The organism is Aliamphritea hakodatensis, from assembly GCF_024347195.1.
Taxonomy (GTDB): domain Bacteria; phylum Pseudomonadota; class Gammaproteobacteria; order Pseudomonadales; family Balneatricaceae; genus Amphritea; species Amphritea hakodatensis.
In genome coordinates this window covers 95,612-118,672 of sequence record NZ_AP025281.1, presented here as the reverse complement: position 1 = coordinate 118,672, position 23,061 = coordinate 95,612, and the positions used below count along the sequence as shown (strand labels likewise).

Here is a 23,061-nt window from a genome sequence, read left to right as displayed (position 1 = left end):
GTAACCGACATAAATCAGATAACGGCGCATATGACCCCCTGGAAAGTACTGATAGTTGACGATGAAGAAGGCATCCACGGCATTACCCGGATGATCTTCCGTGGCTACGAATTCGAGCAGCGTGGTATCGAACTGATCAGTGCAATGAACGGGGCAGAAGCGCGGCAGATTCTGGAACAGCAGCAGGACATCGCCCTGGCCCTGCTGGACGTGGTCATGGAAACCGATCACGAAGGTCTGCAACTGGTGGATTTCATCCGTAACCAGCTGAATAATCAGGATATCCGCATCATTCTCCGTACCGGCCACCCGGGCTACGCCCCGGAAGCCCAGGTCATTGTTAACTACGACATTAACGACTACCTGAGTAAAGCTGAGCTGTCCGCTTCACGCCTGCTCACCTCGGTGGTGGTGGCGTTACGTTCCTACCGGGATATTAAAACCGCCCGCCAGCAATCGGATCAGCCCGCCAGCAACGGCCATCAGGATGGATTATTGCAGTGTGCTGCGGTTGAACTGCAGCAGCAAATTACCCCTCTGCTGCAACAAAGTCGCCGTTTGCAGCAACTGGAACTGAACCCGGTCGCCCGGGACCTGAGCCATGAACTGCATGCCCGGCAACAACGCCTGCATAACAGCGTCAGCCTGCTGCAAAACTCTGCTACAACAGAAGCATCCCGGCCGGTGAGCCTCAGTAACCTGCTCAATGAAGTGTTACAGATATTCCTGCCCCAAAGCCGCCGGGAAGGCTGGCTGCTGGATTACAGCCTGGATGAACAGTTACCGTCTGAAATTCAGAGCGCACCGCAACCGCTGCAGCAATTACTGATTACGGCCACCGAACTGGCCATTCTGCAGGCCGGCGGCCAGGACCTGAAACTCAGCGTCAGCGCATCCGGCGCCGCGCAGCTACTGCTGAACCTGACTCAGCCCCACGGCCAGCCGGTATTTACCCGGACCCCTTGGAGCCAACACCTGCAACAGCAGCTGCACAGCCAGTGTCAGCAACTGGGCGGTCAGCTACTGGACGCCGGTGACCAGAGCGCCATCCGCTGCCTGCTCCCGCTGACGCTGTAGCATCACGCCAGCCGCACAGACCCCCTCAGCCCCGTACCACGGCATTTTAGCGGGCAAAGCGCCCGGGCTGAACTCATCCGGACTGAACGCTGTTTGTATCAGTATGACGATGCACAACTTATGACCTTTCCGTGATCCGGCCAGATCATCATGTCGATAAAAGATCACAAAATCGACATATAAACTTGTTGTGTCGATCATATCGACATACACTGCCAAACAGACGAATCATGTCGATATTCTTCAGGAAATTAAACATGACATGGACAGCAGACCAGGCTTATAACCAACTGCCTTTGTTACCGCCCAACACTGAAACTACAGAAACCCGGGCGGTTCTGAAAGCCTGTATACCGGCACGTGCCGCCCTTGCTGAACTTAAACAGGCAGGTCAACTTTTGCCTAATCAGAGCATGCTTATTAATCTCCTGCCTCTGCTGGAAGCCAAAGACAGCTCAGAAATCGAAAACATTGTCACCACCACGGACCGCCTGTTTCAGTATGCCCGGGAAGATACCGGTGCCGATCACGCGACAAAAGAGGCCCTGCGTTACCGCACAGCACTGCAGCAGGGCTTTGCACAACTGGGAAGCCGGCCGCTATGTACGGCAACAGCAACCGAAGTCTGCAGCACGCTGAAAAACACGCACATGGACGTCCGTAAAATTCCCGGTACCGTCATCGAAAATCAGACAACCGGAGATATTATCTATACCCCACCAGCCGGCGAGGATGTTATCCGGGGCTTATTAAGTAACTGGGAAGGCTTTCTTCATGCTGACGATGATCTCGATCCGCTGATTAAAATGGCTGTCAGCCATTATCAGTTCGAAGCTATTCACCCGTTTCTGGACGGTAATGGCCGTACCGGTCGGATCATCAATGTCCTGTATCTGATTGAACAGAACCTGTTAACTCTGCCCATCCTGTATCTGAGCCGCTATATCGTCCAGCACAAGCAGGACTACTACCGTTTACTAACAGAAGTAACCCGGGAACAGGCGTGGGAGAACTGGCTGCTGTTTATGCTCAGGGGTGTAGAGCAAACCGCGATATGGACCCGCGATAAGATATCTGCGATCACGGAACTGATGAATCTGACAGCAGAATATGTCCGGCAACAGTTACCCAAGATATACAGCTATGAGCTGATTCAGCTGATTTTTGAGCAGCCTTACTGCCGTATCAGTAATCTGGTGGAAAATGGCATCGCCAAGCGCCAGACAGCATCCACTTACCTGAGGCAATTAAGCGCCATTGGCGTATTACAGGAAACATCCGCCGGAAAAGAGAAGCTTTTCGTCCATCCTAAACTCATGGAACTGATGCGTCAGGACAGCAACACAGTCAGCCCGTACTGAGTACGGGCTTCAGTGATCAGTTATCTGACAACAGATACACAGTGCCTTCCTGGCGCTGGTGATCAATCCACTGTTCCGCTTCTTCACGGCTGCGGCCAAAGAAAACCACCCGGGACATATGCTTAAGCATACCTCCGGACATGATTTCATGGCGGTATACCCACCAGCTGTCAGCAGCAATTTCACGGATTTTTAAAACGAATTCGATAGGTGTTACAGGTTGATATGCGTCTGCTACGTTCATCGGTCTGCCGGCCCCTGAGGCCGTTTGTTTTTAGGTTTCAGTTGAGTGATGTCCGGTCACACCGTCTGTGCAGTTTCGTGACCGACCATCAGAATCGGCTTTGGCTCAGGCCTGATCCTTCCGTAATCAGGACAGGTTACGCCTGCTATGGGAAATTCCCCTTCACAAACATAGCAAACAACCTGCCCTTAACAAGCAATCCTGACTAAAGTCAGTTTTTCAGCAGCATCACCGAGCATCCGGCCCGTTCTGCTACCCGTGCTGAGACAGAGCCCAGCAGGAATTCATTCATTCGGGAACGGTGATGGGCGGACATAACCACCAGATCAATGTCCTTTTTGCGGATGTAGCGGATAATCATTTCCGCGGGTGATCCTTCGTACACTTTCAGTACCGGATGAACATCTTCCGGCAATACTGAGTCCGCATATTTTTTGAACTTGCGGGCCACTTCCGTCATGGCATGCTGATGATCGCTTTCACTGAAAAACGAGGCCACCAGCGAGTTACTGAACCCGGACACCACAGTGACCAGATGCAATTCCGCCTGATTATCCTGTACTTCCCGCAGTGCCAGCTTCAGTGCGTCCTGAATAAATTCAGGTTCAGACACATCCACCGGTACCAGTACTTTCTTAAACATCACTCAATCCTCGAATGTTCCGGCACCCCATTCTGTGGGCTGCCGGATAATAATTGCCGTTGCGGATTACGCTTCGGCGGGGGTCAGCTTAGCCTGGGCACTGCGACGTCGCCGTTGCAGGGCAATCAGCCCCAGCAGCAACATCCCGGCAGGGATATACATCAGCTGCTTGGCAGGTTGCACCTGCGGTGCCTCGACACCGGTAATCACCTGATCAAAGGCGAGTCCGGCACGCTCTGCTGCGCTGTCGAAGGCAACAAAGTCCACGACGGTCTTACCATTATTGTCCAACAGTTCCACGCCTGTATTGGCCAGCCGCTCGGCACCATCGGCACCTTCACCCAGCACCAGATTGGCCAGGAATGAACGCTGGTTACCGACAGCATCTTCGCCATCGATCCAGAAGCGCAGTTCGGTTCCCGGGGCGATATCATCCGCCGCCTGAACCAGTGCCTGTGGAGCAATCTGCTGATAAGGCTCAACGATCCGGTCCATCCAGAAACCCGGGCGGAACATCGAAAAGGCGATCAGCAGCAGTAAGACAGTTTCGTACCAACGGTTACGGGCGAAGAAATACCCCTGGGTCGCAGCGGTAAAGATCAGCATCGCAATGGTTGCCACGATGAAGATCTGGATTCCTTCAAGCCAGGTCACGTCTATCAGCAACAGATCAGTGTTGAAGATAAACAGGAACGGCAGCGCCGCCGTACGCAGGCTGTAGCTGAAGGCGACAAAACCGGTCCGGATGGGATCACCACCGGACACTGCCGCCGCGGCAAAAGAGGCCAGACCGACCGGTGGGGTCACGTCTGCCATAATGCCGAAGTAGAATACGAACAGATGCACCGCAATCAGCGGGACAATTAATCCGGATTCCTGGCCCAGTGAGATAACCACCGGCGCCAACAGAGAAGAAACAACAATGTAGTTTGCCGTCGTCGGCAGGCCCATGCCCAGAATCAGGCTGAGAACCGCTGTCAGGATCAGCATCAGCAGCAGGTTGCCCATGGACAACACTTCCACCAGATCCGCCAGTACAGAACCTACACCGGTCTGTGAGACGGCTCCGACAATAATACCCGCCGTGGCCGTCGCAATGCCGATACCTATCATGTTCCGGGCACCGACAATCAGGCCGTCGACCAGCTCATTGGCCCCCTGACGCAGACGATGCGCGATTCCCTGTTCATTACGGAACCAGGCAATCAGCGGACGCTGGGTGACCAGAATGAAGATCATCAGTACGGTGGCCCAGAATGCCGACAGGCCCGGCGACAGACGTTCAACCATCAGACACCAGACCAGCACCACAACCGGCAGTAAGAAATGCAGACCTGACTTAACTGTCGGGGCCACTTCCGGTAACTGCACCATAGGTGAATTCGGATCATCCAGCTGCAGATCAGGCACTTTCGCCGCATAGCTGAGCAGGAACAGGTAAGCACCGCCTAACAGCAGCGCGATAACAATGCCCGCGTAGTCGCCAAACATCGGCTTGATCCAGCCAATGCCAAAATACACCGCTGCGGCCAAACCAGCCGTCAGCAGGAAACCGGTCAGCATGCCGAAAATGCGCAGCTGCCAGGGTTTCACCGCACCGCGACGTGGCAGGCCCTGCATATCCAGCTTCAGCGCTTCAAGGTGCACGATATAGATCAGCGCCAGGTAGGAAATCAGTGCCGGCAGAAAGGCATGGGTAATCACCTGTACGTAGGAAATGCCCACGTACTCCACCATCAGGAAGGCCGCAGCCCCCATCACCGGTGGCATGATCTGGCCATTAACCGAAGATGCTACTTCAACGGCACCGGCTTTCTCAGAGGTAAAGCCCACCCGTTTCATCATCGGAATAGTAAAAGTACCGGTGGTCACCACGTTGGCAATGGACGAACCGGAGATCAGGCCAGTCAGGCCGGAAGACACTACCGCCGCCTTGGCAGGGCCGCCGCGCATATGGCCCAGCAGGGAAAAGGCTACCTGAATGAAGTAGTTACCGGCACCGGCTTTATCCAGCAAGGCACCAAAGAGTACAAACAGGAACACGAAACTGGACGATACACCCAGCGCAATACCAAAAACCCCTTCCGTGGTCAGCCACTGGTGGTTAACCAGTTCTTCCAGTGACACCCCTTTATGCGCAATGATATCCGGCATATAGGGGCCGGCCAGCGAGTAAGTCAGGAACACAATTGCCACCACCATCAGTGGCGGCCCCAGTGTCCGGCGGGCAGCTTCCAGCAGCAACACCAGACCGATCACAGATACCACCAGATCCTGCGTATTCGGCAGGCCCGGACGGCTCACTAACTGATCATAAAACAGGAAAATATAGGACGCACTGAATGCGCCGATCAGGCACAGGCCGATATCGGTCAGAGGAATGTGGTGACGTGGAGACCGAGTCAGCGCCGGGTAGGCAGTGAATGCCAGAAAGGTGGCAAAACCTAAGTGAATTGCACGGATTTCAGTGTCGTTGAAAATGCCGAAACTGCCGATTAAAGGCCAGTCATAAAAAGGAAGTGGCGAGGCGATCCACAGCTGGAACAGTGACCAGAACAGTGCCGCACCGAGTAGTACCTTACCCTGCCAGCCTTCAGGAATACGGGCTCCGGTATCATTGGCGGCCACCATGTCCTGAAGTTCTTGCTCTTCAACCTCTCCCTGTCTGTTTTGCGTAGTTGTCATAATCAGCTCCAAAAAACAGCATGGCTAAAAAAAGAGCCCTCCGAATTCAGCCCCTCAGACCAAACTGTCTGTGGGTGCCCGGCTGATGGAGGGCTCGGCAGAGAGCAGGCTCTCTGCGAGGGACATGAAAACGGTCAGCAGATCAGGAGAACTTCTGACCGTTTTCTCATGTAAAAAAGATGCCTGCAGGCCATAATCGACAAGTGAGCGTTGCAGGCATCTGAAAACGTGTCCGTTTGAGGGGATTCGGCTTACATCCAGCCCTGTTCTTTGTAGTAACGAACAGCACCTTCGTGCAGCGGTGCAGACAGACCGTTGGCGATCATCTGCTGTGGATCCAGGTTAGCGAACGCAGGGTGCAGACGCTTGAAGCGGTCGAAGTTATCGAATACAGCTTTAACAACTTCATAAACAGTGTCGGCATCAACCTTGGCAGACGTCACCATAGTCGCAGCGTTACCGAAAGTAGCCACATCGCTGTCGCTGCCCTTGTACATGCCGCCAGGGATGCTGGCAGGTGCGTAGAAATCGTTTTCAGCAATCAGCTTCTCGATTACTTCACCGGTCACAGGAATTACTTTTGCATCACAGGAAGTCGTCGCTTCCTTGATCGCACCGGACGGGTGACCAACCGCGTAGATCATCGCGTCAATCTTGTTGTCACACAGTGCCTGTGCCTGTTCTGCAGATTTCAGCTCCGCCGCCAGTTTGAAAGTCTCGTTTGTCCAGCCTTTCTCTTCCATGATGACTTCCATGGTGCCGCGGGTACCGGAACCCGGGTTCGTCAGGTTAACGCGCTTACCTGGCAGGTCGTCAAAAGATTTAATGCCGGAATCCGCACGGGCAACAACGGTGAAAGGCTCGTTGTGTACTGCGAACAGCGCGCGCAGGTCTTCGAACTTACCCTGTGACTTGAAGGTGTCATGCTTGGAACCGTTCAGTGCGTGGAACTGCCAGTCAGACTGAGCCATGCCCATGTCCTGCTGACCCTGACGAACAGCGTTGATGTTAGCAACAGAACCGCCGGTAGAAGGGGCAGTACACTTGATGCCGTGTGCGTCGGTCTGACGGTTTACCAGGCGGCAGATAGACTGACCAACCACGTAGTAAACACCGGTCTGGCCGCCAGTACCGATTGTCACGTAGGTCTGGTCAGCGCTGTTAGCTGCAGTGGCACCGAAAATACCGGCGAAACCAACCGCAGAGGAAAGCAGAGTCGTTGCTAATTTGTTCTTCAGAGACATGGTCATACCTTGTTATCGTTATTATCCCGCCGGGCGGGTTATGTTAAGCCGGCTGCGGTCAGTGAGAGGCGTTACCCACCGCAGCCGTGTTTGTCAGGAAACCGCTACAACATAAAAGAAACATCAGGAAGCCATGACCGCCAGCCATGCCAATAAAACCTCCTGACGTGCCAATTACCGTAAAATACTGGCAGCAAGGGCTGATTTGCTTAAGGTAGAAGGAGAACTACAATGGGCACACAGTCATTACCGGGCAAACTCAGTTCACATGATTTTATTGCAGCGTCTTAATCAGCTCCGTTACCAGAAACCGCTGGGCATCCGCCTGCTGGCCGCCATTCTGCTGTGCAGTTCGGCCATCACACTGATCGCCACCGGCACCCAGTTATGGCTGGATTACCGCTATGAACTGTCGGCCATTGACGAACGTCTGCAACAGATCGAAACCAGTTCACTGAACAGCCTGTCCAACAGCCTGTGGGAAATCAGCCCGGCGCAGATTCAGGTACAGCTGGACGGTCTGCACCAGTTACCGGACATCCGCTATCTGGAAATCAGTTCCCAGTATGGCGATTACTACTCCGCCGGCAGCCGCCCTGAAGAAGGCCCCATTGTTGAACGTAACTATAACCTCACCCATCAGGGCGCGGACGGCACGGTTTTTCCGGTGGGCGACCTGACACTGGTGATCAGTCTGGATGAGGTCTACCGCCGCCTGACCGATAAAGTACTGGTGATTCTGGCCTCCCAGGGCATCAAGACCTTTCTGGTATCAATCTTTATTCTGACCATCTTCCACCGGCTGATTACCCAGCATCTGGGCACCATGGCCAGCTACGCCCGCCGGCTGAAACTCGACCAGCTGGACCTGCCGCTGGTCCTGAAACGCAATAAAAAACATAAGGATGATGAAATCAGTCAGGTGGTGGATGCCATGAACAGCATGCGGGAATCCATGCTCCACGACATGAGTAAACGGGAAGATGCCGAGCGTTCGCTGGCTAAACTTAACGCCGAACTGGAACAACGGGTAACCGACCGCACCCGGGAACTGGAAGAACGTAACCGCGAATTGCACGATACGCTGGAAACCCTGCGTGCCACCCAGCGCCAGCTTGTGGAATCCAAAAAACTGGCCGCACTGGGCGGGCTGGTTGCCGGCGTTGCCCATGAAATCAACACCCCGATTGGCATTGGTTTTACCGCCGCCTCTTTCCTTTCGGATCAGGCAAAAGACCATCTTCAACGCCACCCGGATGATGAGCTGGCCGCGACCGCCGCCGAAAGCAGTCACCTGATCTGCCAGAATCTGGAACGGGCGGCGCAGCTGGTCCGGGCCTTCAAACAGGTATCGGTGGACCAGTCCAGCGAACAGCGCCGGCCCTTCGATCTGATACAGTATATGGATGAAATTCTGCTGTCGCTGAAACCCCGCCTGAAACGCTGCCATCCGCACATCAGCATCAGCGGGCCGGACCAGTTATTGCTGGACAGTTACCCGGGCAGTTATTACCAGATTTTCACCAACCTGATTCTGAACTCTTTGCTGCACGGCTTTGAAAACCAGCCCGGCGGCAACATCAGTATTAGCATCCGGCAGCAAGAGCAGAGGGTGATCATTGACTACCGGGATGACGGTGTCGGTGTGCCGGACGGCTGGCACCAGAAACTCTTTGAACCCTTCATGACCACCAAGCGAAATCAGGGCTGCAGCGGTCTGGGCATGCATATCGCCTTTAATATCGTGAGTCAGTTACTCAAAGGGCACATCGATTCGCTACCGGCGGAAAAAGGCGCGCATTTCCGCCTCGATCTGCCGGTGGAAATCGGTGAGCAGGACGCTCACTGATCAGAGCAGCCCCGCTTCGCGGAAATACCGTACCGCCCCCGGGTGCATGGGTGCAGCCAGCGGCGCGGTGACCATCTGTTTGATATCCAGCCCGGTGAACGCCGGGTGCATCCGCTGAAAGCGTTCAAACTGACTGAAGAGCGCTTTAACCACCGCATACACCGCCTCTTCTGAAGCATCTGCCCGGGTAAACATGGTGGCGTTTACACCGGCGGTTTGCACAGCGCCTTGCAGGCCGTATAACTCGGTATTCATCGTCTGGGTATAATAATGCGGATTATTGGAAGTGAGTGCTTTAACGTCTGCCGGGCTGAGACTGATCAGCTTGCTGTCGCAGTCCCGCACCGCTTCCTTGATTGCTCCGCTGGGATGCCCGACCACGTACAGGGTGGCATCAATACGGTTTTCACACAGCGCCCGGGCCTGTTCTGCCGGGGCCAGCCGGTGTACTTCGGCAAAATCGTCAAGCTGCCAGCCACGGGCTTTAATCAGTGCGCCGAAAGTAATCTGCTGGCTGCTGGTTTCCTGGCCGATGTTAATCCGCTTTCCCCGTAAATCAGCAAACTGCTCTATGCCGCTGTCACTGCGCACCAGCACCGAAATATATTCAGGATACAGGCTGAATAGCGCCCGCAGCTCGGTATCCGCTTCCTGAAATTTTCCCCGGCCATGCAGGGCATCGTAAAGCTGACCCGCTTCGGCAATGCCCAGATCCAGTTCACCATTACTGACTTTTTGCAGGTTATTGACTGAACCGGGAGTGCTCAGCACCACACAATGCAAACCATGCTCACTGCGGGTCCGGTTCACCAGCCGGCACAACGCGCCGCCGGCCGGATAATACAACCCGGTTACGCCGCCGGTGCCCAGTGAGACGATGTTACTCTGCGCGGCACCGGGCAGGGAAAACATTGCTCCACAGAGCAGCAACAGACAGGACTGCCACCAATACTTCATACTTGTTCTCAACTTACCGGCTCACTGTTCAGACAATTGGCGGCAGTTTAACAGATCCGCCTGAACACACCTAAAACAGCCGTGAAGAGTATCACCTACCCTGCTGCGGTTTTCTACGGGCCTACCGGCCCTCCCCGCAGGAATAGGGAACACATTCCGCGCATTAAAAATGTATACGTTGTCACCGATGCTGGCAGCCTGGGATTATTCGTTCAGCGTGACTGTCACCGTCACCGGTTTGGCACTGAAAACCGGCTCATTCAGGGTAAATTTCACCTGTTGCCAGTCCGGCAGGCTTTCTGCCTCCGCCCAGCGCATACGCGATACCCCGAACGGCTCAGAAGGGCCGGTAAAGACGTTGTAATCAAACTCATGGTTGCTGTTCAGGTCATGCACCACCTGCAGGGCATATTCCCCCGGCGGCAGCGCTCTGAAGGTATAGCTGACCGCCGGGAAACGGGTTGCAATGATCCTGCGCTGCAGCCCCGCCGCATCCTCTTCAGTTTCATACATATGCCGGTTTACCAGCTTAATGATGACCTTGCCTTTGTCTGACTGCAGATTCTCAACATTCACCCGCAGATCCGCTGCCTGCACAGCACCGGACATCAGCCCTGCCATTAACCAGCCAACGATTTTTTTCATATCCTTTACCCTTCGGTTCACTGACACATCATTTAATCAGTCAGACGGTTAACGAAGGGTTAGGACGACACTACTGTGAAAAACTGAATTTGCCTTCCGCGACCCACTGGTCAATGAAATCCAGCAAAGCCTGCAGTTTACGGGGCTTGTTAACGCCGCTGCGATACACCAGATAGATCGGCATCGGCGGCACACACAGGCCATCCAGTACTGCCACCAGTGAGCCGTTTTCCAGTTCTTCCCGGGCAGAACTCACCGGCAACTGGGTAATGCCCAGCCCACGAAGGGCGGCATTTTTGAGCGCTTCTATGTTGCTGCAGTAGAAGTTACCGCGCACCGGCACCGAGCAAGTGTGCTCACCACAGGTCAGCACCCAGTCGGTATCGGTGGGGTTGTACTGAAAGCGCAGGCAGTTATGTTCCGCCAGATCCTGCGGCGCCTTCACCGGAGGATGCTGCGCCAGATACTCAGGGCTGGCCACCAGAATCCGGGAGGATGCACCAATCTGCCGGGCCACCAGTCGGTCATCGGCAATCTGGCCAATGCGGAACCCCAGATCAATTCCCTGTGCAAACAGATCATCGAAGGAATAGGACAATTCCAGTGCCACGGTAATTTTCGGCCATTGCTGCATAAAATCCGCCAGCAGGGTCCCCGCCAGATATTCACCCAGCACCGGTGGCGCGGTCAGCTTTAAAAGCCCCTGCACCTGCGTGTCCAGCGACTGCACATCCTGACGCAGGGAACGGAATTCTTCCACCAGCTGAAATGCCCGCTCATACACCAGCTTACCGGCTTCAGTCAGGCTGACCTTACGGGTAGAACGCTCCAGCAGACGGCTTTTCAGATGTTCCTCCAGCCGGGAGACTTCTTTGCTGACGGTGGATTTCGGCAGCGCCAGCAAGTCAGCGCTCTGTGTCAGATTCAGGGTCTGACAGACAGTGACAAATATCGACAGGGTGCGAAAGCCTATTGTATCCAAATCACGAACATTCAATTTCAAATTACCTAATTGTTTCCGATTAGGACAGAACATAATCTAAGCTCACTCAATGAGCAACCTCTTCCCCGGGTCAGGCTCACAGCACAAAGAGACACACAGATGACAGAAACAACCCTGACAAACATCGAGGATTTTCCGATTAACCAGCGCTGGCCCGCCAGCAACCCGGATATCCTGCAGCTGTATTCTTATCCCACCCCGAACGGCGTAAAAGTTTCTATCGCGCTGGAGGAAATGGGCCTGGATTATGAAGCCCACCTGGTAACGCTGGCGGACAGTGATGTTAAAAGCCCTGAGTTTTTGTCCCTCAACCCGAACAACAAGATTCCGGCGATCATTGATCCGAACGGTCCGGACGGCAAGCCAATTGCGCTGTTTGAGAGCGGTGCAATCCTGCTCTATCTGGCCGAAAAAACCGGCAAACTGCTGGGTAAGGGCCCGGCAGATAAAGCCAGGATCACCCAGTGGCTAATGTTTCAGATGGGCGGTGTCGGCCCGATGCTGGGCCAGCTTGGATTCTTTTTCGCATTTGCCGGTAAAGACATTGAAGACCCCCGCCCCCGGGAGCGTTACATCAACGAAGCCAAGCGCTTACTCAACGTAATCAACCAGCAGCTGGAAGGTCAGGAATGGATCGCCGGCGACTTCTCCGTCGCCGACATTGCCATCGCCCCCTGGCTGCAAACCATCGAAGGTTTCTATAAAGCCGGTGAAGTAACCGAATTCCGCAACTTTAAGAACGTGGTCGCCTACGTGGAACGTTTCAGTAAACGCCCGGCGGTCCAGAAAGGCTGGAATATTCCGGCCAGAGACTGACAACACCTCTCCTGACGTACTCAGACCTGCTTCAGCAGGGCTTTTTTTATCCACTTGCCCGCATTCAGCTATACCGCAGTTTCAGGGCGATCATCAGACCGCTCATCGCGGAAGCGACATGTTTCAGTGAATGGCCGCTGATCAACTGCTCCGTCAGATGATAAAGGGGCTCATCGGTCATTTCCGTTACCTTAGCGAGCAGATAACACAGCAGCGCCAGCCACAGCCACCGGGTACCGGTTCCCCGGGTACGCAGAATAATCACCGGTAACAGCAGCATGGCGCCGAACTGAAGCATCAGATACGGCCGCAGATCATCCACCCACGCCCAGTAAGCAACAGTGGCCGCACCGGTTATCAGCAGGAACGGCAGCGCAACAGCCGCCATCCGCAGGTCAATCCGTTCGGCAATCACCAAAGAAAGTAACCCGGCAAAACAGACCGTCATTGCCAGCCGGTCCCAAATCAGGGTCTGATTATCCGGTGCCAGATGGTAATAGCCCGAACCGATGCCGGTGAGAATCAAGCCAGCAAAGAAGGTGACATAACCGGCCCTGACGCTGAATGCCAGCTCAGGTTTCAGCCGCATCCAGAAGAAGCCCAACATACCAGCCACCACAAACGGCAGATTCGACAACACGTTAGCGGCGTTCGCAATGGCCAGTGCAGCTCGCTGATCTGCAAACCGGTGGTATTCCAGTGGCTGCGCTACCGGTTGCGAGACCAGCAAAGTCAGACCCATAAATACAGCCAGCCCCAGCAGTAACCTGAGCCTGCGGGCAAATATTTGCTGTTCTGAAGCTGATGATTTATCCGTCGACATAATATGGATTCCTCCCCGGTGTTATTTGCTGCCACACTGAGCAAGCTAAACCGGTAAGGCAATGTGTTCTGTTCCTGTATTATATAATTCAACTCAAGGTTGCGACGGATAATACGATGGCTCAGCGAACGGCACTGATCGACGCCCTGAAAAGAGAACTGAAACAGCAGGGAAAAACCTATAAGGATGTCGCACAGGTACTGAGTTTATCGGAGGCAAGCGTCAAGCGGCTGTTTGCCGAACATAACCTCAGCCTGGAACGGCTTGACCGGTTATGTGACTGGCTGGAGCTTGAGTTTGCCGATCTGGTCACACTGATGGCGCGCAGCAAGCGCCAGACCACCCACCTCACCCTACAACAGGAACAGGAACTGGCAGCAGACAATAAACTGTTATTGCTGACTCACTTTCTGATCAACGGCCTTAGCTTTACTGAAATTACCGAACAATACGCCATCGAAGAACACGAAGGCATTCGCCTGCTGGCAAAACTGGATAAACTGAAAGTGATCGAATTACTGCCCAATAACCGGGTAAAGCTGCGCATTGCCCGGCAGTTTGAGTGGATTCCAAACGGGCCAATCGCCCGTTTTTATGAACAGCATATCCAGGCCGACTTTCTGAAATCATCATTCAGCGGCGAAGATGAGATCCGGCTGTTTTTATCCGGATTACTGACCCGCGGTTCGCACAGCGAATTGCTGAACAAGATCCGCCAACTGAGCCATGAATTTGCAGATATCAGCCAGAGCGACCAGTCGGCCATGCAGTCAGAACGTCACGGCACCAGCCTGATTGTCGCGATGCGCCCCTGGGAGCCTGAAGTATTCAGGCCCTTACGCCGGCCGGTTAAACAGGTATCAGGGAATTAAAAAACGCTTCCGGACGTCTGCCGTGCCGTCGGACACTGACTGAATATCAGCTTGTTGATGAGATCCCGCATCCAGCGGTGCGAAAGGTCATCGTGGTAGCGTTTGTGCCAGAACAGCCGCATCGGCACCGTCGGGATGTTCTCTTTTTCCGCGAAAGGAATCGCCACCGATTCTTCTGCCCGTGGCGCGAACTGCGACAGTTTTTCACCGCCAATCATCACCAGTTGCCCGTCACAAATAGCATTCTGGGCGGTCACCATATTATTGGTTTGCAAATGGGGATCAGGAATATTCATCAGCCAGTCCGGCTGGTTCTCATCGGAAAACCCCGGCAGCATAAAGTCCACATGTTTCTGGCAGATAAATTCCTCATAGCTGACACTGCTGTTGCCGGCCAGCGGATGATCCGGCCCCACCACACAAACCGGCCGTTCTTCTGCCAGCATCCGCGAATGAATATTCGCCGGTGCCTCGTTACCAAAATTGATAATAAAATCCAGCTGCCCGGCAATCAGCAGATCCATGCTGTAATCTTCCAGGCTCTGTATTTTCAGTGTCACCTGCGGGGCATGTTCCTGCAGATGACTGAGCAGCGGTGCGATCAAAGTCTGAGAAATCGGATCGATCATACTCAGGCTGAAACAGCGCTTTAAGGTTTTCAGCTCCAGCTGCACCGGTGCCACCAGCCGCAGAATACTGTCCAGCAAGGGCCGCATCTGCAGGTGCAGCTGCTCTGCCCGGGGGGTTGCCGCCAGCCCGTGGGACTGGCGGGTAAACAATTCATCGGCAAACAGAATGCGCAGCTGACGCAGGTTGCGGCTCATGGCAGGCTGAGACGACGACAGACGGTCTGCCGCCCGGGTCACACTGAGCTCTTCCATCAGGGCATTAAATGCCACCAGCAGACGCATATCGATCTGACTTAAATCATCTAGTTTCACGGTTTGCTGATCTCACTCCGGGGCTGATACTTAATTCTGTATGCCATGGTATACAACACCGGCACTATGATCAGGGTCAGAATGGTTGCGACCCCCAGGCCAAAGCTGATTACCACCGCCATACTGGCAAAAAAGTCATCAAACAGCAGGGGAATCATCCCCAAAATGGTCGTAATTGCGGCCATACAGACCGGCCGAACCCGGGAAACCGCTGAATCAAACACCGCGGCATAAGGGTCTTTACCGGCATCCAGTTCCAGATTGATCTGATCCAGCAATACGATACCGTTTTTCAGCAGCATGCCTGACAAACTCAGGAAACCAAGCATCGCCATGAAACCGAATGGCAGATTCAGCGCCAGCAGCCCCAGCGTCACGCCGGTGATCGCCAGCGGCACAGTTGCCCAGATCACCAGCGGTTTGCGTACCGAGTTAAACAGCACCAGAGTAATCAGGAACATGGCCAGGAATCCCAGCGGCATGGCCTTGAAAATAGGTGCCTGAGCATCCCGGGAGCTTTCGTCCTCACCGCCCCATTCAACGCTGTATCCCGGTGGCAGTTCCAGTGCTTCGATCTTCGGTTTCAGCCGGCTCTGCAGCGCAGCGGCCGTATCATCACCAAACAGATCCGGGTCCGTCATCAGGGTCAGCGTACGTTTGCGGTCACGGCGCACAATCAGCGAGTCTTCCCAGACCACATCAAAGCTGCCGACGATCTGATCCACCGGAATCCAGCTGTTATAGCGGGGGCTCCAGATGGTCAGGTCAGGCAGGTTGTCGATATTCAGCCGCTCGCTGTCCGGGGTCCGGGCAATGATCGGCAACAAAGTGGTACCGTCCCTGTACAGGCCGATGTTCTTACCGCTGAAGTTCAGCTGCAGCATGGCATCCAGATCCTGCTTGCTGATCCCCGCACGGCGGGCCTGCGCTTCCAGAAACTCAGGGCGGATCAGCTTGGACCGTTCACGCCAGTCGTGGCGGATATTGGTTGCCACCGGATCATCCCGGAATACCGTCAGCGCTTCGCTGGCAATCTGGCGCAGCACATCCGGATCGGGGCCGTTAATCCGCAGTTCTAATTTGGCATCGGTCGACGGACCGATTTCCAGCCGTTTCAGCTTAAACTGGGCCTGTGGATAATTATCTTTCAGTTCCTGATCCAGGTCCGCCAGTACCGCCTGGATCACCGTGCTATCAACGGTCCGCACCATCAGCTGACCATAGGCCGCGTACTGCTTTTCCGGGGCGTACGTCAGCATATAACGCAGAGCACCCTGCCCGGTGGTCGTCGCAACGTATTCAACCCGCTCATCCTCAAGCAACCGGTTTTCGATCGCTTTCATATCTTCTGCGGTGACCCGGATATCCGTCCCCTGGCTGCGCCAGTAATCCACCAGAAACATCGCCGTGGTTGAAGGCGGAAAGAACGCCTGCTTTACCTGTGAAAAGCTGACAATGGCCAGTACTGTCGCGGCCAGTACAACCGTCAGGGTTGTCCAGCGCCAGCGCAGGCACAGATCCAGCAACGATTTATACACCACAAACACAAAGCCCTGATAAGGATCGGCGTCAGCCTGATCCGCATCCTGCTGTTGCTCTTTAAACAGCAGTTCACAGAAGAACGGCGTCAGGGTTATTGCGGTGATCCATGACAACATCAGGGAAATCAGCAGCACCCAGAATAACGAACCGGCAAACTCGCCGGTGGCATCCGGTGACAGGCCGATCGGCGCAAACGCCAGCACCGCAATGATTGTCGCGCCTAACAGAGGCCACTGGTTCTGAGTCACCACCTGCCGGGCAGCATCCAGCTTTGTATAGCCCCGTTTCAGGTTAATCAACATCCCTTCGGTGACCACGATGGCATTGTCCACCAGCATCCCCAGCGCAATGATCAGCGCCCCCAGCGAGATCCGTTGCAGGTTAATGTCCATCACGCTCATGAAGATGAACGAGCCCATGATGGTCAGCAACAAAACCGCACTGATCAGCAGGCCGCTCTTAAAGCCCATGAACACCAGCAGTACCAGCGCCACAATGACGATGGCCGCCAACAGGTTGTTAATGAAGTTATTCACCGAGGCATCGACTTCAACCGGCTGGTTATAGAGGGTATACACCTCCATGCCGATGGGCCGTTCATACTCCAGTTCTGCCAGGCGTTTTTCCAGTGCAGCCCCCACGTCCACAACGTTCACGCCGCTGCTGAAGGATACGCCCACATGTAACGCCTGCTCGCCGTTATAGGACACCAGATTATCCGGCACTTCCGCATAACCGCGCTTAATATCCGCCACGTCACCCAGGCGAATCAGTTGTGAAGATCCGGTCTCACTGATGATTAACCGGTTCAGCTCAGACACATCGGTAAACTCACCGGTGGGTGAAATACGGATATATTCGCTGCCCACCTGCACCGAACCGGCATTTGAAACCACGTTCTGCGTCGCCAGCAAGTCATAGATCCGGTTGATTGAAATGCCCAGTGAATTCAGCTTGATACGGGAAATCTCCACGATCACCTGTTCGGACTGAGCACCGGCAACGCTGACCTTGCTGATGCCGTCCACCAGCACCAGCTCACGGCGCAGGAAGTCAATGTAATCCTTCAGCTCTTCATAGCTGTAACCGTCACCGGTGACGGCAAACAGCACGCCGAATACATCACCGAAATCATCATTCACCCAGGGCGTGTTCACCCCCGGCGGCAATGCGCCCTGATGATCGTTCACTTTACGGCGCAGTTCATCCCAGATCTGCCTGAGCTGATCACCGGCATAGATACTCTTAATTTCAACGGTAATCTGCGACAGCCCCGGGGATGAAATGGACTTAACCTTATCTACCCAGGCAAGCTGCTGAATCTGGTTTTCCAGCGGATAGGTCACTTCCTCTTCCACCTGCTGGGCCGACGCCCCCGGATAGGTGGTAATCACCAGCGCTTCTTTAATGGTGAACGGCGGGTCTTCTAACTGGCCCAGGCCGAAGAACGATAGGGTGCCGCCAATGCCCAGCAACAGGACAAACATCCAGCTGGTGACTTTATGGCGGATAAAATACTCTGCACTGTTCACTTACAGCCCCCTCTCACGCGTCAGCGGACGGACTTTCATACCTTCACGTAAGTAGTTGGCACCGGCAGTGACAATGATATCTCCCGCTTCAAGGCCAGACTCAATCTGCAGGCCTTTGGCGGTCAGACTGCCGACGGTGACATCAGCCCGGTATACCGACATATCATCCGGATTCACTTTCCATACCTGTCGCAGGTTGCTGTCGACCGGCTGATCATCCGCAGAAATAATGGCCTCTACCGGCAGCACAAAACCGTTGGCGTTGATCACAAATACCTTACCCAGATCGAAGCTGACACTGGCGGACATCCCCGGATACACCTGTAATGATGCCGGTTTGGGCATTTTCATGGTAATGGTGTAGGCACCGGTGGCAGGGTCTGCTTCGGCGGTGCGCTCGTGATATTTCGCCTTGAAAACTTCACTCGGATTGGCATCAAAGGTGACATCCGCCAGGCTTTCTTCAGCATCAGGCAAGGTTTCCAGCGAGATGATCGATTCAGGCAACTGGAATTCAATCTCCAGCTCATCGCTGGACTGCAGCACCAGTACCGGCTGCTTGGCCTGTAAGTTCTGATAATTTTCCACCAGCAGCTGAGAAATCTGCCCGTCATACGGCGCATGAATCTCGGTGTACTCCCGGTTCAGCCGCGCCTGTTTCAGGCCCGCCCTTTTAATGCTCAGCTCCGCCGCCTTTTCATCGTACTGAGACTGGGAAACCAGTTTACGTTTCAGCATGGTTTTGATCCGCTGAAACTGCTGATCAGCCAGCTTATATTCCGCCTGATAGCGCTGCAGCACAACGTCATAGTCAGTGGGGTCAAGCCGGGCCAGTAACTGCCCCTTCTTCACCTCTTCGCCTTCCCTGATATCCAGTTCAGCCAGCTCCCCGGCGACCCGGAAAGCCAGTTCAGTCCGGCTGCTGGCCTTCACTTCCGCAGGAAAGGTACGCATCGACGCATCACCCGGACTGGTTAACACCAGCAATTTGGCAGGCCTGATTAATTCTGAGCCCATCACCTGGGTGGCTGCCGTCATATTCAGACTGGCCCCTGCGGTAACAGACAAAGCAAGCCACAACTTGCGTAAGTTCATAATAAACACCTATATAAACGGACTGGATAACTGATATGCGCGAAGTATATTTTTCAACCACAACTAATAACATAGACCAAAACTGATAGATGATATCCACAAAATGAATATCTATAGTAAATCTCCATCTTTATCAGCCGGCCATACTTCCCCGTTATGTTTATCAGCCTCAGCACGCAAGTCTCCGCCGCTCACAGGCGCTAAATCTGGCCCTCCGTTTCGTCACCCGGATGTGCATCCATCAGTCAGCCTCCTCACAGCAGAGCACCCGCAGGTAGGCCACCAGCGCATCGATTTCCGCATCGGTCATATTGCCGTCCCAGTTAGGCATCAGAATGGATTTACCCACGGCTTTGCCGCCAAACTTAATCGCTTTAAACAGATCTTCATCGGTACGCGACACCATTTCATCAGTGTCGGTATGGTCCTTGGGTAAGATATCCATATCCGCGGCATTGACCCCAAACCCGTCACCTTCCAGACCATGGCACTGGCTGCAGTAAACCGTATACAGTTTCTGCCCCGGTGAATCGGGCTCTGGGTCGGCAAACGCAATGCAAGACAGCATCAGCAACGCCAGTACCTGAACAGTATTTTTCATTGTTCTGCTCCTATCACCTTCAGGTAATTAATCAGTTTGTGGATTTCTTTATCACTGAGGTGTTTATCCGGCATCAGGCTGCGGGCATCCCAGCGCTGTGGGTCACGGATGTAGGCGGCGATATAATCCGGCTGTAGCCGCTGATAAGCCGTATACAGTTCCGGCCCTGAGACACCGCCGTAACCGGCTTCATCCCGGTGACAGGTGCGGCATCCCTTAAACTTGCCAAAATTCATCGCGCCCATTTTCCTGGAGACTTTTTTCGGCGTGTATTCCCCCTCGCTGATCAGATCACGCTTACTCTGCAGGGTCATCAGATAGCCGCTGACCTCCCGGGCCTGGTCGGCGGTTAAGGTCGGATGTGGAAGCAGAGTCTGCTCATCAATGATGTCACCTTCATCGGTGACCACCGTATGCCTGCCAAAGAAGGTACCGCCGGGATGAATCCGTTGCGGATTCTGCAACCATTGCTCTAGCCACTCAGTCCGGTATTTATTACCGGCATAGTGCAGCGGCGGCCCCTTTCGGTTTATGCGCTCATCCAGCGTCTGAGCGGCTTGCGCAAGTTCACTTAACGCATGACACCCGGCACAATTCTGTTCGGCAAACGCCCGGGGATCACCAGCGGCCAACGGCGTCATAAATAGCCATAAATATACGCTCAACCCGGACATCCCTGCCTGTTTCAGTCTGTTATTCATAGTGAAATTCCCTTTCAAACTTACCAAAGAAATACCAACCTCACCCTATGAACCGCTTCCTGCGGTACCCGGGTATATTACGCTCAGGGGTGTTTTGAAACCCGTGCCCTGACCTGCTCACAGAGGATCAGAGCGCGGGTACCTCCGCTACTGCGCCTGTTGCTGTTTTTTCTTCTTTTTCTTTTTCTTTTTCTTCGCTCTGGCGGCGATTTCCGAGCCTTTAAAAACAGGGCTGTTATGCAGGCCGTAGCCCTTATTCAGGCTGTCGCTCAGGTAGAAGTCCGGGGCATAATCCTTGTCTTTCCAGATGTACCAGTCTTCTTTTTCAATGCCCTCATATTCAACAATCATCGCCGCCCCGCCAGGCATTGCTCCTTTATTGGTGATGTGCTGCTCGATGTGATCATGGGCGATCCACATCCCCGGATTATCCATCCGGGCGATCACATCCACCCGGCCACCGGAGGGAATGTCCACCACATCAGCCCAGTAAGGATTTTCAATGGCCGTACCGTCAATATGGGTGACCAGCACATCGTGCCCGTGCAGATGGAATGCGGTTTCAAGCCCGGCGGCAAACAGCCTGAGACGTAACACATCGCCTTCTTTTACCCGCAGAGGCTGGCTCATCGGAAATGATTTACCGTTGATGGAAAAGTAATCCAGCGTCTCCCCGGGGTAACCGCCTTTACCGTAGGTATCTGCCACCTCGGAATTCCAGCCGGTAAACATCAGAATGGCGTCTTTAGTGACCTCCTCTTCTATCGGCAGCGGGTCTGCCGGATCGACGATCATCGGCCCCCACATGCCCCGTAAGCCAACATGCTCCGGCACGTTAACATGGCAGTGATACCAGAGGCTGCCAGCTTTATCGGCCTTGAAACGGTAGGTGTAAGACTCACCGGGTTCGACAGTTGGCTGCGTCACATTAGGCACCCCGTCACTCCGCCAGGAAGCCGTCTGAAAAGTGCCGTGCCAGTGAATGGTGTGGTTCAGCGTGGTGTTATTGGTCAGGATTACTTCAACATCATCCCCTTCCTTCACCCGTAGCAGCGGGCCCGGCACCTGCCCGTTATAGGCCCAGACCTTCGACTTAAAGCCCGGTGCGACCTCAATTTCCACTTCATCGATACTGATATCGAACTGACGGACATCCGCCTGTACCGACAAAGCACTGAACATGCCAACGGCGAGTAACACCGCTGATACACATTGCCTGCAAAGATAATTCATAAAGACCTCCTTTTCATATTCAGGCAGTGCAGCAATCCCGCTGCACTGATTACCGCCGGTTATCGCAGAATAAGGTTGCCGTTACGGCCCGACTCCGGATCAGCATCTTCATGATTCATCAGTACCGTGATCGCGCCGGTCAGGGCGTTCTTCATCTGATGATCAACAATGGCGTTATTGGTGGGCCGGTCAGCCGGGCTGATCAGGTCGAAGGTTGCGGAATGGGCCGGCGCGACGTTATACGTCTGAATGCCGTAGGAAACATTTTTCGGGTTGCCGTTCTCCCAGACTTTATCCCAGATCCCGGCAATAGGATGGAAAGCAACACTGTCGTTCACCTGGGCATTGACGAAATGAATCCGCACCCGTTCACCCGGCTTCGACTCCAGCGTTAAACTGGCATTGCTGTCGTGAACCGGATCGTAGTGGAATACTTTACCGTTGATAAGGCTGGCTTTTTTACCGATGTTCGCCGTCATATCCTGCGGTTTTGTCCCCGGCTCGAACAGATCCCCCTGTACGATGACATATTCCCGGTCCGGCTTGGGGAAATCATCAGAATACCCCTCTTTCGGATCAACAATGATCACCCCGTACATCCCCCGGGCGATATGCTCTGACATCGGGTCTGCCCCGCAGTGGTAAATGAATACCCCCGGATAATCAGCTCGAAACTCATAGGCCTTGGTTTTCCCCGGGCGTACTGCTTCAAATTCGTCCAGTACATCGACCCGGGCGGCGTGAAAATCCATGGAATGGCTTTGTTTATTACCCTTCTCATTGAGCATCGAAAAATCAACCACATCCCCCTGTGTCACTCTGACAACAGGACCGGGAACCGTACCGGCGTACGTCCACATTTTTTGCCGGTTACCGGCATTATCGATGGCAAGATCTTTTTCAATGACAGGAATTTCAACAGCAACTGTTTTAGCAGGGGCAACCGGTGCCCCCAGCGTCACCACCAGACCGGTGGCAACGGCAAGAGATTTCATGCGTCGCATAACTGTGTCCTTTTCGTTTAAGCGTTAATCCATTAACTGAGCCGCAAGATACATTGCAGAATAAGTAAGCTTTCCCGGCCAGATCCGTTCAGCCGCTGTCCGACATTATTTAGCCTGATTCGGCAGGGACAAGCTCACTTAAGATGCATTATATATACATCTTTAATAAAATGTATACTGGATGCATGTTTAA

20 protein-coding genes are annotated in these 23,061 nt (G+C 54.1%); 5 read left to right on the top strand and 15 right to left on the bottom strand.

Annotation, left to right across the window (positions count from 1 at the left end):
• Positions 1–30: 30 nt before the first annotated feature.
• A complete protein-coding gene (locus tag PCI15_RS00535; RefSeq protein WP_271272418.1) occupies positions 31–1,077 on the top strand; it encodes a response regulator in 1,047 nt (348 codons plus the stop codon).
• A 257-nt stretch (positions 1,078–1,334) separates the two neighbouring features.
• Entirely contained in the window at positions 1,335–2,438 is a 1,104-nt protein-coding gene (gene fic / locus PCI15_RS00530; RefSeq protein WP_271272417.1) for a protein adenylyltransferase Fic, read from the top strand.
• Between the two features lie 16 nt (positions 2,439–2,454).
• Here fic and PCI15_RS00525 read toward each other — a convergent pair whose 3' ends face one another.
• From PCI15_RS00525 to PCI15_RS00510, 4 genes are all read right to left on the bottom strand, one after another.
• On the bottom strand, positions 2,455–2,682 hold the full coding sequence (locus tag PCI15_RS00525) for a hypothetical protein (RefSeq protein WP_271272416.1): 228 nt from the start codon (positions 2,680–2,682) through the stop codon (positions 2,455–2,457).
• Positions 2,683–2,893: 211 nt separating this feature from the next.
• Complete coding sequence (locus tag PCI15_RS00520; protein ID WP_271272415.1) at positions 2,894–3,325, bottom strand: universal stress protein; 432 nt, start codon at positions 3,323–3,325, stop codon at positions 2,894–2,896.
• Between the two features lie 66 nt (positions 3,326–3,391).
• Positions 3,392–6,010 carry a TRAP transporter permease gene (locus PCI15_RS00515; protein ID WP_271272414.1) on the bottom strand — a complete coding sequence of 873 codons (2,619 nt, stop codon included), beginning with the start codon at positions 6,008–6,010 and terminating at the stop codon, positions 3,392–3,394.
• A 251-nt stretch (positions 6,011–6,261) separates the two neighbouring features.
• The gene (locus tag PCI15_RS00510; RefSeq protein ID WP_271272413.1) at positions 6,262–7,254 is read right to left on the bottom strand and encodes a TAXI family TRAP transporter solute-binding subunit; all 993 of its coding nucleotides are present in this window, start codon (positions 7,252–7,254) and stop codon (positions 6,262–6,264) included.
• Between the two features lie 268 nt (positions 7,255–7,522).
• Here PCI15_RS00510 and PCI15_RS00505 point away from each other — a divergent pair, with 268 nt between their 5' ends.
• Entirely contained in the window at positions 7,523–9,103 is a 1,581-nt protein-coding gene (locus tag PCI15_RS00505; protein WP_271272412.1) for a sensor histidine kinase, read from the top strand.
• On the opposite strand, the gene PCI15_RS00500 is transcribed toward PCI15_RS00505, so the two are convergent.
• The 3 genes from PCI15_RS00500 to PCI15_RS00490 all read right to left on the bottom strand — a co-directional run bounded on the left by PCI15_RS00500 (position 9,104) and on the right by PCI15_RS00490 (position 11,687).
• Positions 9,104–10,060 carry a TAXI family TRAP transporter solute-binding subunit gene (locus PCI15_RS00500; RefSeq protein ID WP_271272411.1) on the bottom strand — a complete coding sequence of 319 codons (957 nt, stop codon included), beginning with the start codon at positions 10,058–10,060 and terminating at the stop codon, positions 9,104–9,106.
• Between the two features lie 204 nt (positions 10,061–10,264).
• On the bottom strand, positions 10,265–10,705 hold the full coding sequence (locus PCI15_RS00495) for a DUF2141 domain-containing protein (protein ID WP_271272410.1): 441 nt from the start codon (positions 10,703–10,705) through the stop codon (positions 10,265–10,267).
• A 70-nt stretch (positions 10,706–10,775) separates the two neighbouring features.
• Positions 10,776–11,687 carry a LysR family transcriptional regulator gene (locus tag PCI15_RS00490; RefSeq protein WP_271272409.1) on the bottom strand — a complete coding sequence of 304 codons (912 nt, stop codon included), beginning with the start codon at positions 11,685–11,687 and terminating at the stop codon, positions 10,776–10,778.
• A 120-nt stretch (positions 11,688–11,807) separates the two neighbouring features.
• Between PCI15_RS00490 and PCI15_RS00485 the strand changes: the two genes are divergently transcribed.
• Positions 11,808–12,524 carry a glutathione S-transferase N-terminal domain-containing protein gene (locus PCI15_RS00485; protein ID WP_271272408.1) on the top strand — a complete coding sequence of 239 codons (717 nt, stop codon included), beginning with the start codon at positions 11,808–11,810 and terminating at the stop codon, positions 12,522–12,524.
• A 64-nt stretch (positions 12,525–12,588) separates the two neighbouring features.
• Here the strand turns inward: PCI15_RS00485 and PCI15_RS00480 are convergent, their stop codons facing one another.
• Entirely contained in the window at positions 12,589–13,347 is a 759-nt protein-coding gene (locus PCI15_RS00480) for a ceramidase domain-containing protein (protein WP_271272407.1), read from the bottom strand.
• A 116-nt stretch (positions 13,348–13,463) separates the two neighbouring features.
• Between PCI15_RS00480 and PCI15_RS00475 the strand changes: the two genes are divergently transcribed.
• Positions 13,464–14,219, top strand: a complete 756-nt coding sequence (locus tag PCI15_RS00475) for a helix-turn-helix domain-containing protein (RefSeq protein WP_271272406.1) — start codon at positions 13,464–13,466, stop codon at positions 14,217–14,219.
• Here PCI15_RS00475 and PCI15_RS00470 read toward each other — a convergent pair.
• The 7 genes from PCI15_RS00470 to PCI15_RS00440 all read right to left on the bottom strand — a co-directional run bounded on the left by PCI15_RS00470 (position 14,216) and on the right by PCI15_RS00440 (position 22,868).
• Complete coding sequence (locus tag PCI15_RS00470) at positions 14,216–15,160, bottom strand: LysR family transcriptional regulator (protein ID WP_271272405.1); 945 nt, start codon at positions 15,158–15,160, stop codon at positions 14,216–14,218. The two genes, PCI15_RS00475 and PCI15_RS00470, sit on opposite strands and share 4 nt — an antisense overlap.
• Positions 15,157–18,234: an efflux RND transporter permease subunit gene (locus PCI15_RS00465; RefSeq protein ID WP_271272404.1), complete on the bottom strand. Its 3,078-nt coding sequence runs from the start codon at positions 18,232–18,234 to the stop codon at positions 15,157–15,159. Before PCI15_RS00465 ends, PCI15_RS00470 begins: the two co-directional genes overlap by 4 nt.
• Positions 18,235–19,329: an efflux RND transporter periplasmic adaptor subunit gene (locus PCI15_RS00460; protein ID WP_271272403.1), complete on the bottom strand. Its 1,095-nt coding sequence runs from the start codon at positions 19,327–19,329 to the stop codon at positions 18,235–18,237. It abuts the gene before it with no gap.
• A gap of 241 nt (positions 19,330–19,570) precedes the next feature.
• On the bottom strand, positions 19,571–19,930 hold the full coding sequence (locus PCI15_RS00455; RefSeq protein ID WP_271272402.1) for a c-type cytochrome: 360 nt from the start codon (positions 19,928–19,930) through the stop codon (positions 19,571–19,573).
• On the bottom strand, positions 19,927–20,631 hold the full coding sequence (locus PCI15_RS00450; RefSeq protein ID WP_271272401.1) for a c-type cytochrome: 705 nt from the start codon (positions 20,629–20,631) through the stop codon (positions 19,927–19,929). Before PCI15_RS00450 ends, PCI15_RS00455 begins: the two co-directional genes overlap by 4 nt.
• Positions 20,632–20,778: 147 nt before the next feature.
• A complete protein-coding gene (locus tag PCI15_RS00445; protein WP_271272400.1) occupies positions 20,779–21,864 on the bottom strand; it encodes a multicopper oxidase domain-containing protein in 1,086 nt (361 codons plus the stop codon).
• Positions 21,865–21,923: 59 nt separating this feature from the next.
• Positions 21,924–22,868, bottom strand: coding sequence for a multicopper oxidase domain-containing protein (locus PCI15_RS00440; protein WP_271272399.1), 945 nt, complete (start codon positions 22,866–22,868; stop codon positions 21,924–21,926).
• Positions 22,869–23,061: the final 193 nt, after the last annotated feature.

Bases quoted from the DNA above. Each gene is read 5' to 3' on its own strand.
- PCI15_RS00455 (WP_271272402.1), bottom strand. From the start codon at position 19,930: ATGAAAAATACTGTTCAGGTACTGGCGTTGCTGATGCTGTCTTGCATT.
- PCI15_RS00495 (WP_271272410.1), bottom strand. From the start codon at position 10,705: ATGAAAAAAATCGTTGGCTGGTTAATGGCAGGGCTGATGTCCGGTGCT.
- PCI15_RS00505 (WP_271272412.1), top strand. From the start codon at position 7,523: ATGATTTTATTGCAGCGTCTTAATCAGCTCCGTTACCAGAAACCGCTG.
- PCI15_RS00485 (WP_271272408.1), top strand. From the start codon at position 11,808: ATGACAGAAACAACCCTGACAAACATCGAGGATTTTCCGATTAACCAG.
- PCI15_RS00500 (WP_271272411.1), bottom strand. From the start codon at position 10,060: ATGAAGTATTGGTGGCAGTCCTGTCTGTTGCTGCTCTGTGGAGCAATG.
- PCI15_RS00525 (WP_271272416.1), bottom strand. From the start codon at position 2,682: ATGAACGTAGCAGACGCATATCAACCTGTAACACCTATCGAATTCGTT.
- PCI15_RS00475 (WP_271272406.1), top strand. From the start codon at position 13,464: ATGGCTCAGCGAACGGCACTGATCGACGCCCTGAAAAGAGAACTGAAA.
- PCI15_RS00450 (WP_271272401.1), bottom strand. From the start codon at position 20,631: ATGAATAACAGACTGAAACAGGCAGGGATGTCCGGGTTGAGCGTATAT.
- PCI15_RS00535 (WP_271272418.1), top strand. From the start codon at position 31: ATGACCCCCTGGAAAGTACTGATAGTTGACGATGAAGAAGGCATCCAC.
- PCI15_RS00515 (WP_271272414.1), bottom strand. From the start codon at position 6,010: ATGACAACTACGCAAAACAGACAGGGAGAGGTTGAAGAGCAAGAACTT.
- PCI15_RS00480 (WP_271272407.1), bottom strand. From the start codon at position 13,347: ATGTCGACGGATAAATCATCAGCTTCAGAACAGCAAATATTTGCCCGC.
- PCI15_RS00440 (WP_271272399.1), bottom strand. From the start codon at position 22,868: ATGCGACGCATGAAATCTCTTGCCGTTGCCACCGGTCTGGTGGTGACG.
- PCI15_RS00520 (WP_271272415.1), bottom strand. From the start codon at position 3,325: ATGTTTAAGAAAGTACTGGTACCGGTGGATGTGTCTGAACCTGAATTT.
- PCI15_RS00510 (WP_271272413.1), bottom strand. From the start codon at position 7,254: ATGTCTCTGAAGAACAAATTAGCAACGACTCTGCTTTCCTCTGCGGTT.
- PCI15_RS00445 (WP_271272400.1), bottom strand. From the start codon at position 21,864: ATGAATTATCTTTGCAGGCAATGTGTATCAGCGGTGTTACTCGCCGTT.
- PCI15_RS00460 (WP_271272403.1), bottom strand. From the start codon at position 19,329: ATGAACTTACGCAAGTTGTGGCTTGCTTTGTCTGTTACCGCAGGGGCC.
- fic (WP_271272417.1), top strand. From the start codon at position 1,335: ATGACATGGACAGCAGACCAGGCTTATAACCAACTGCCTTTGTTACCG.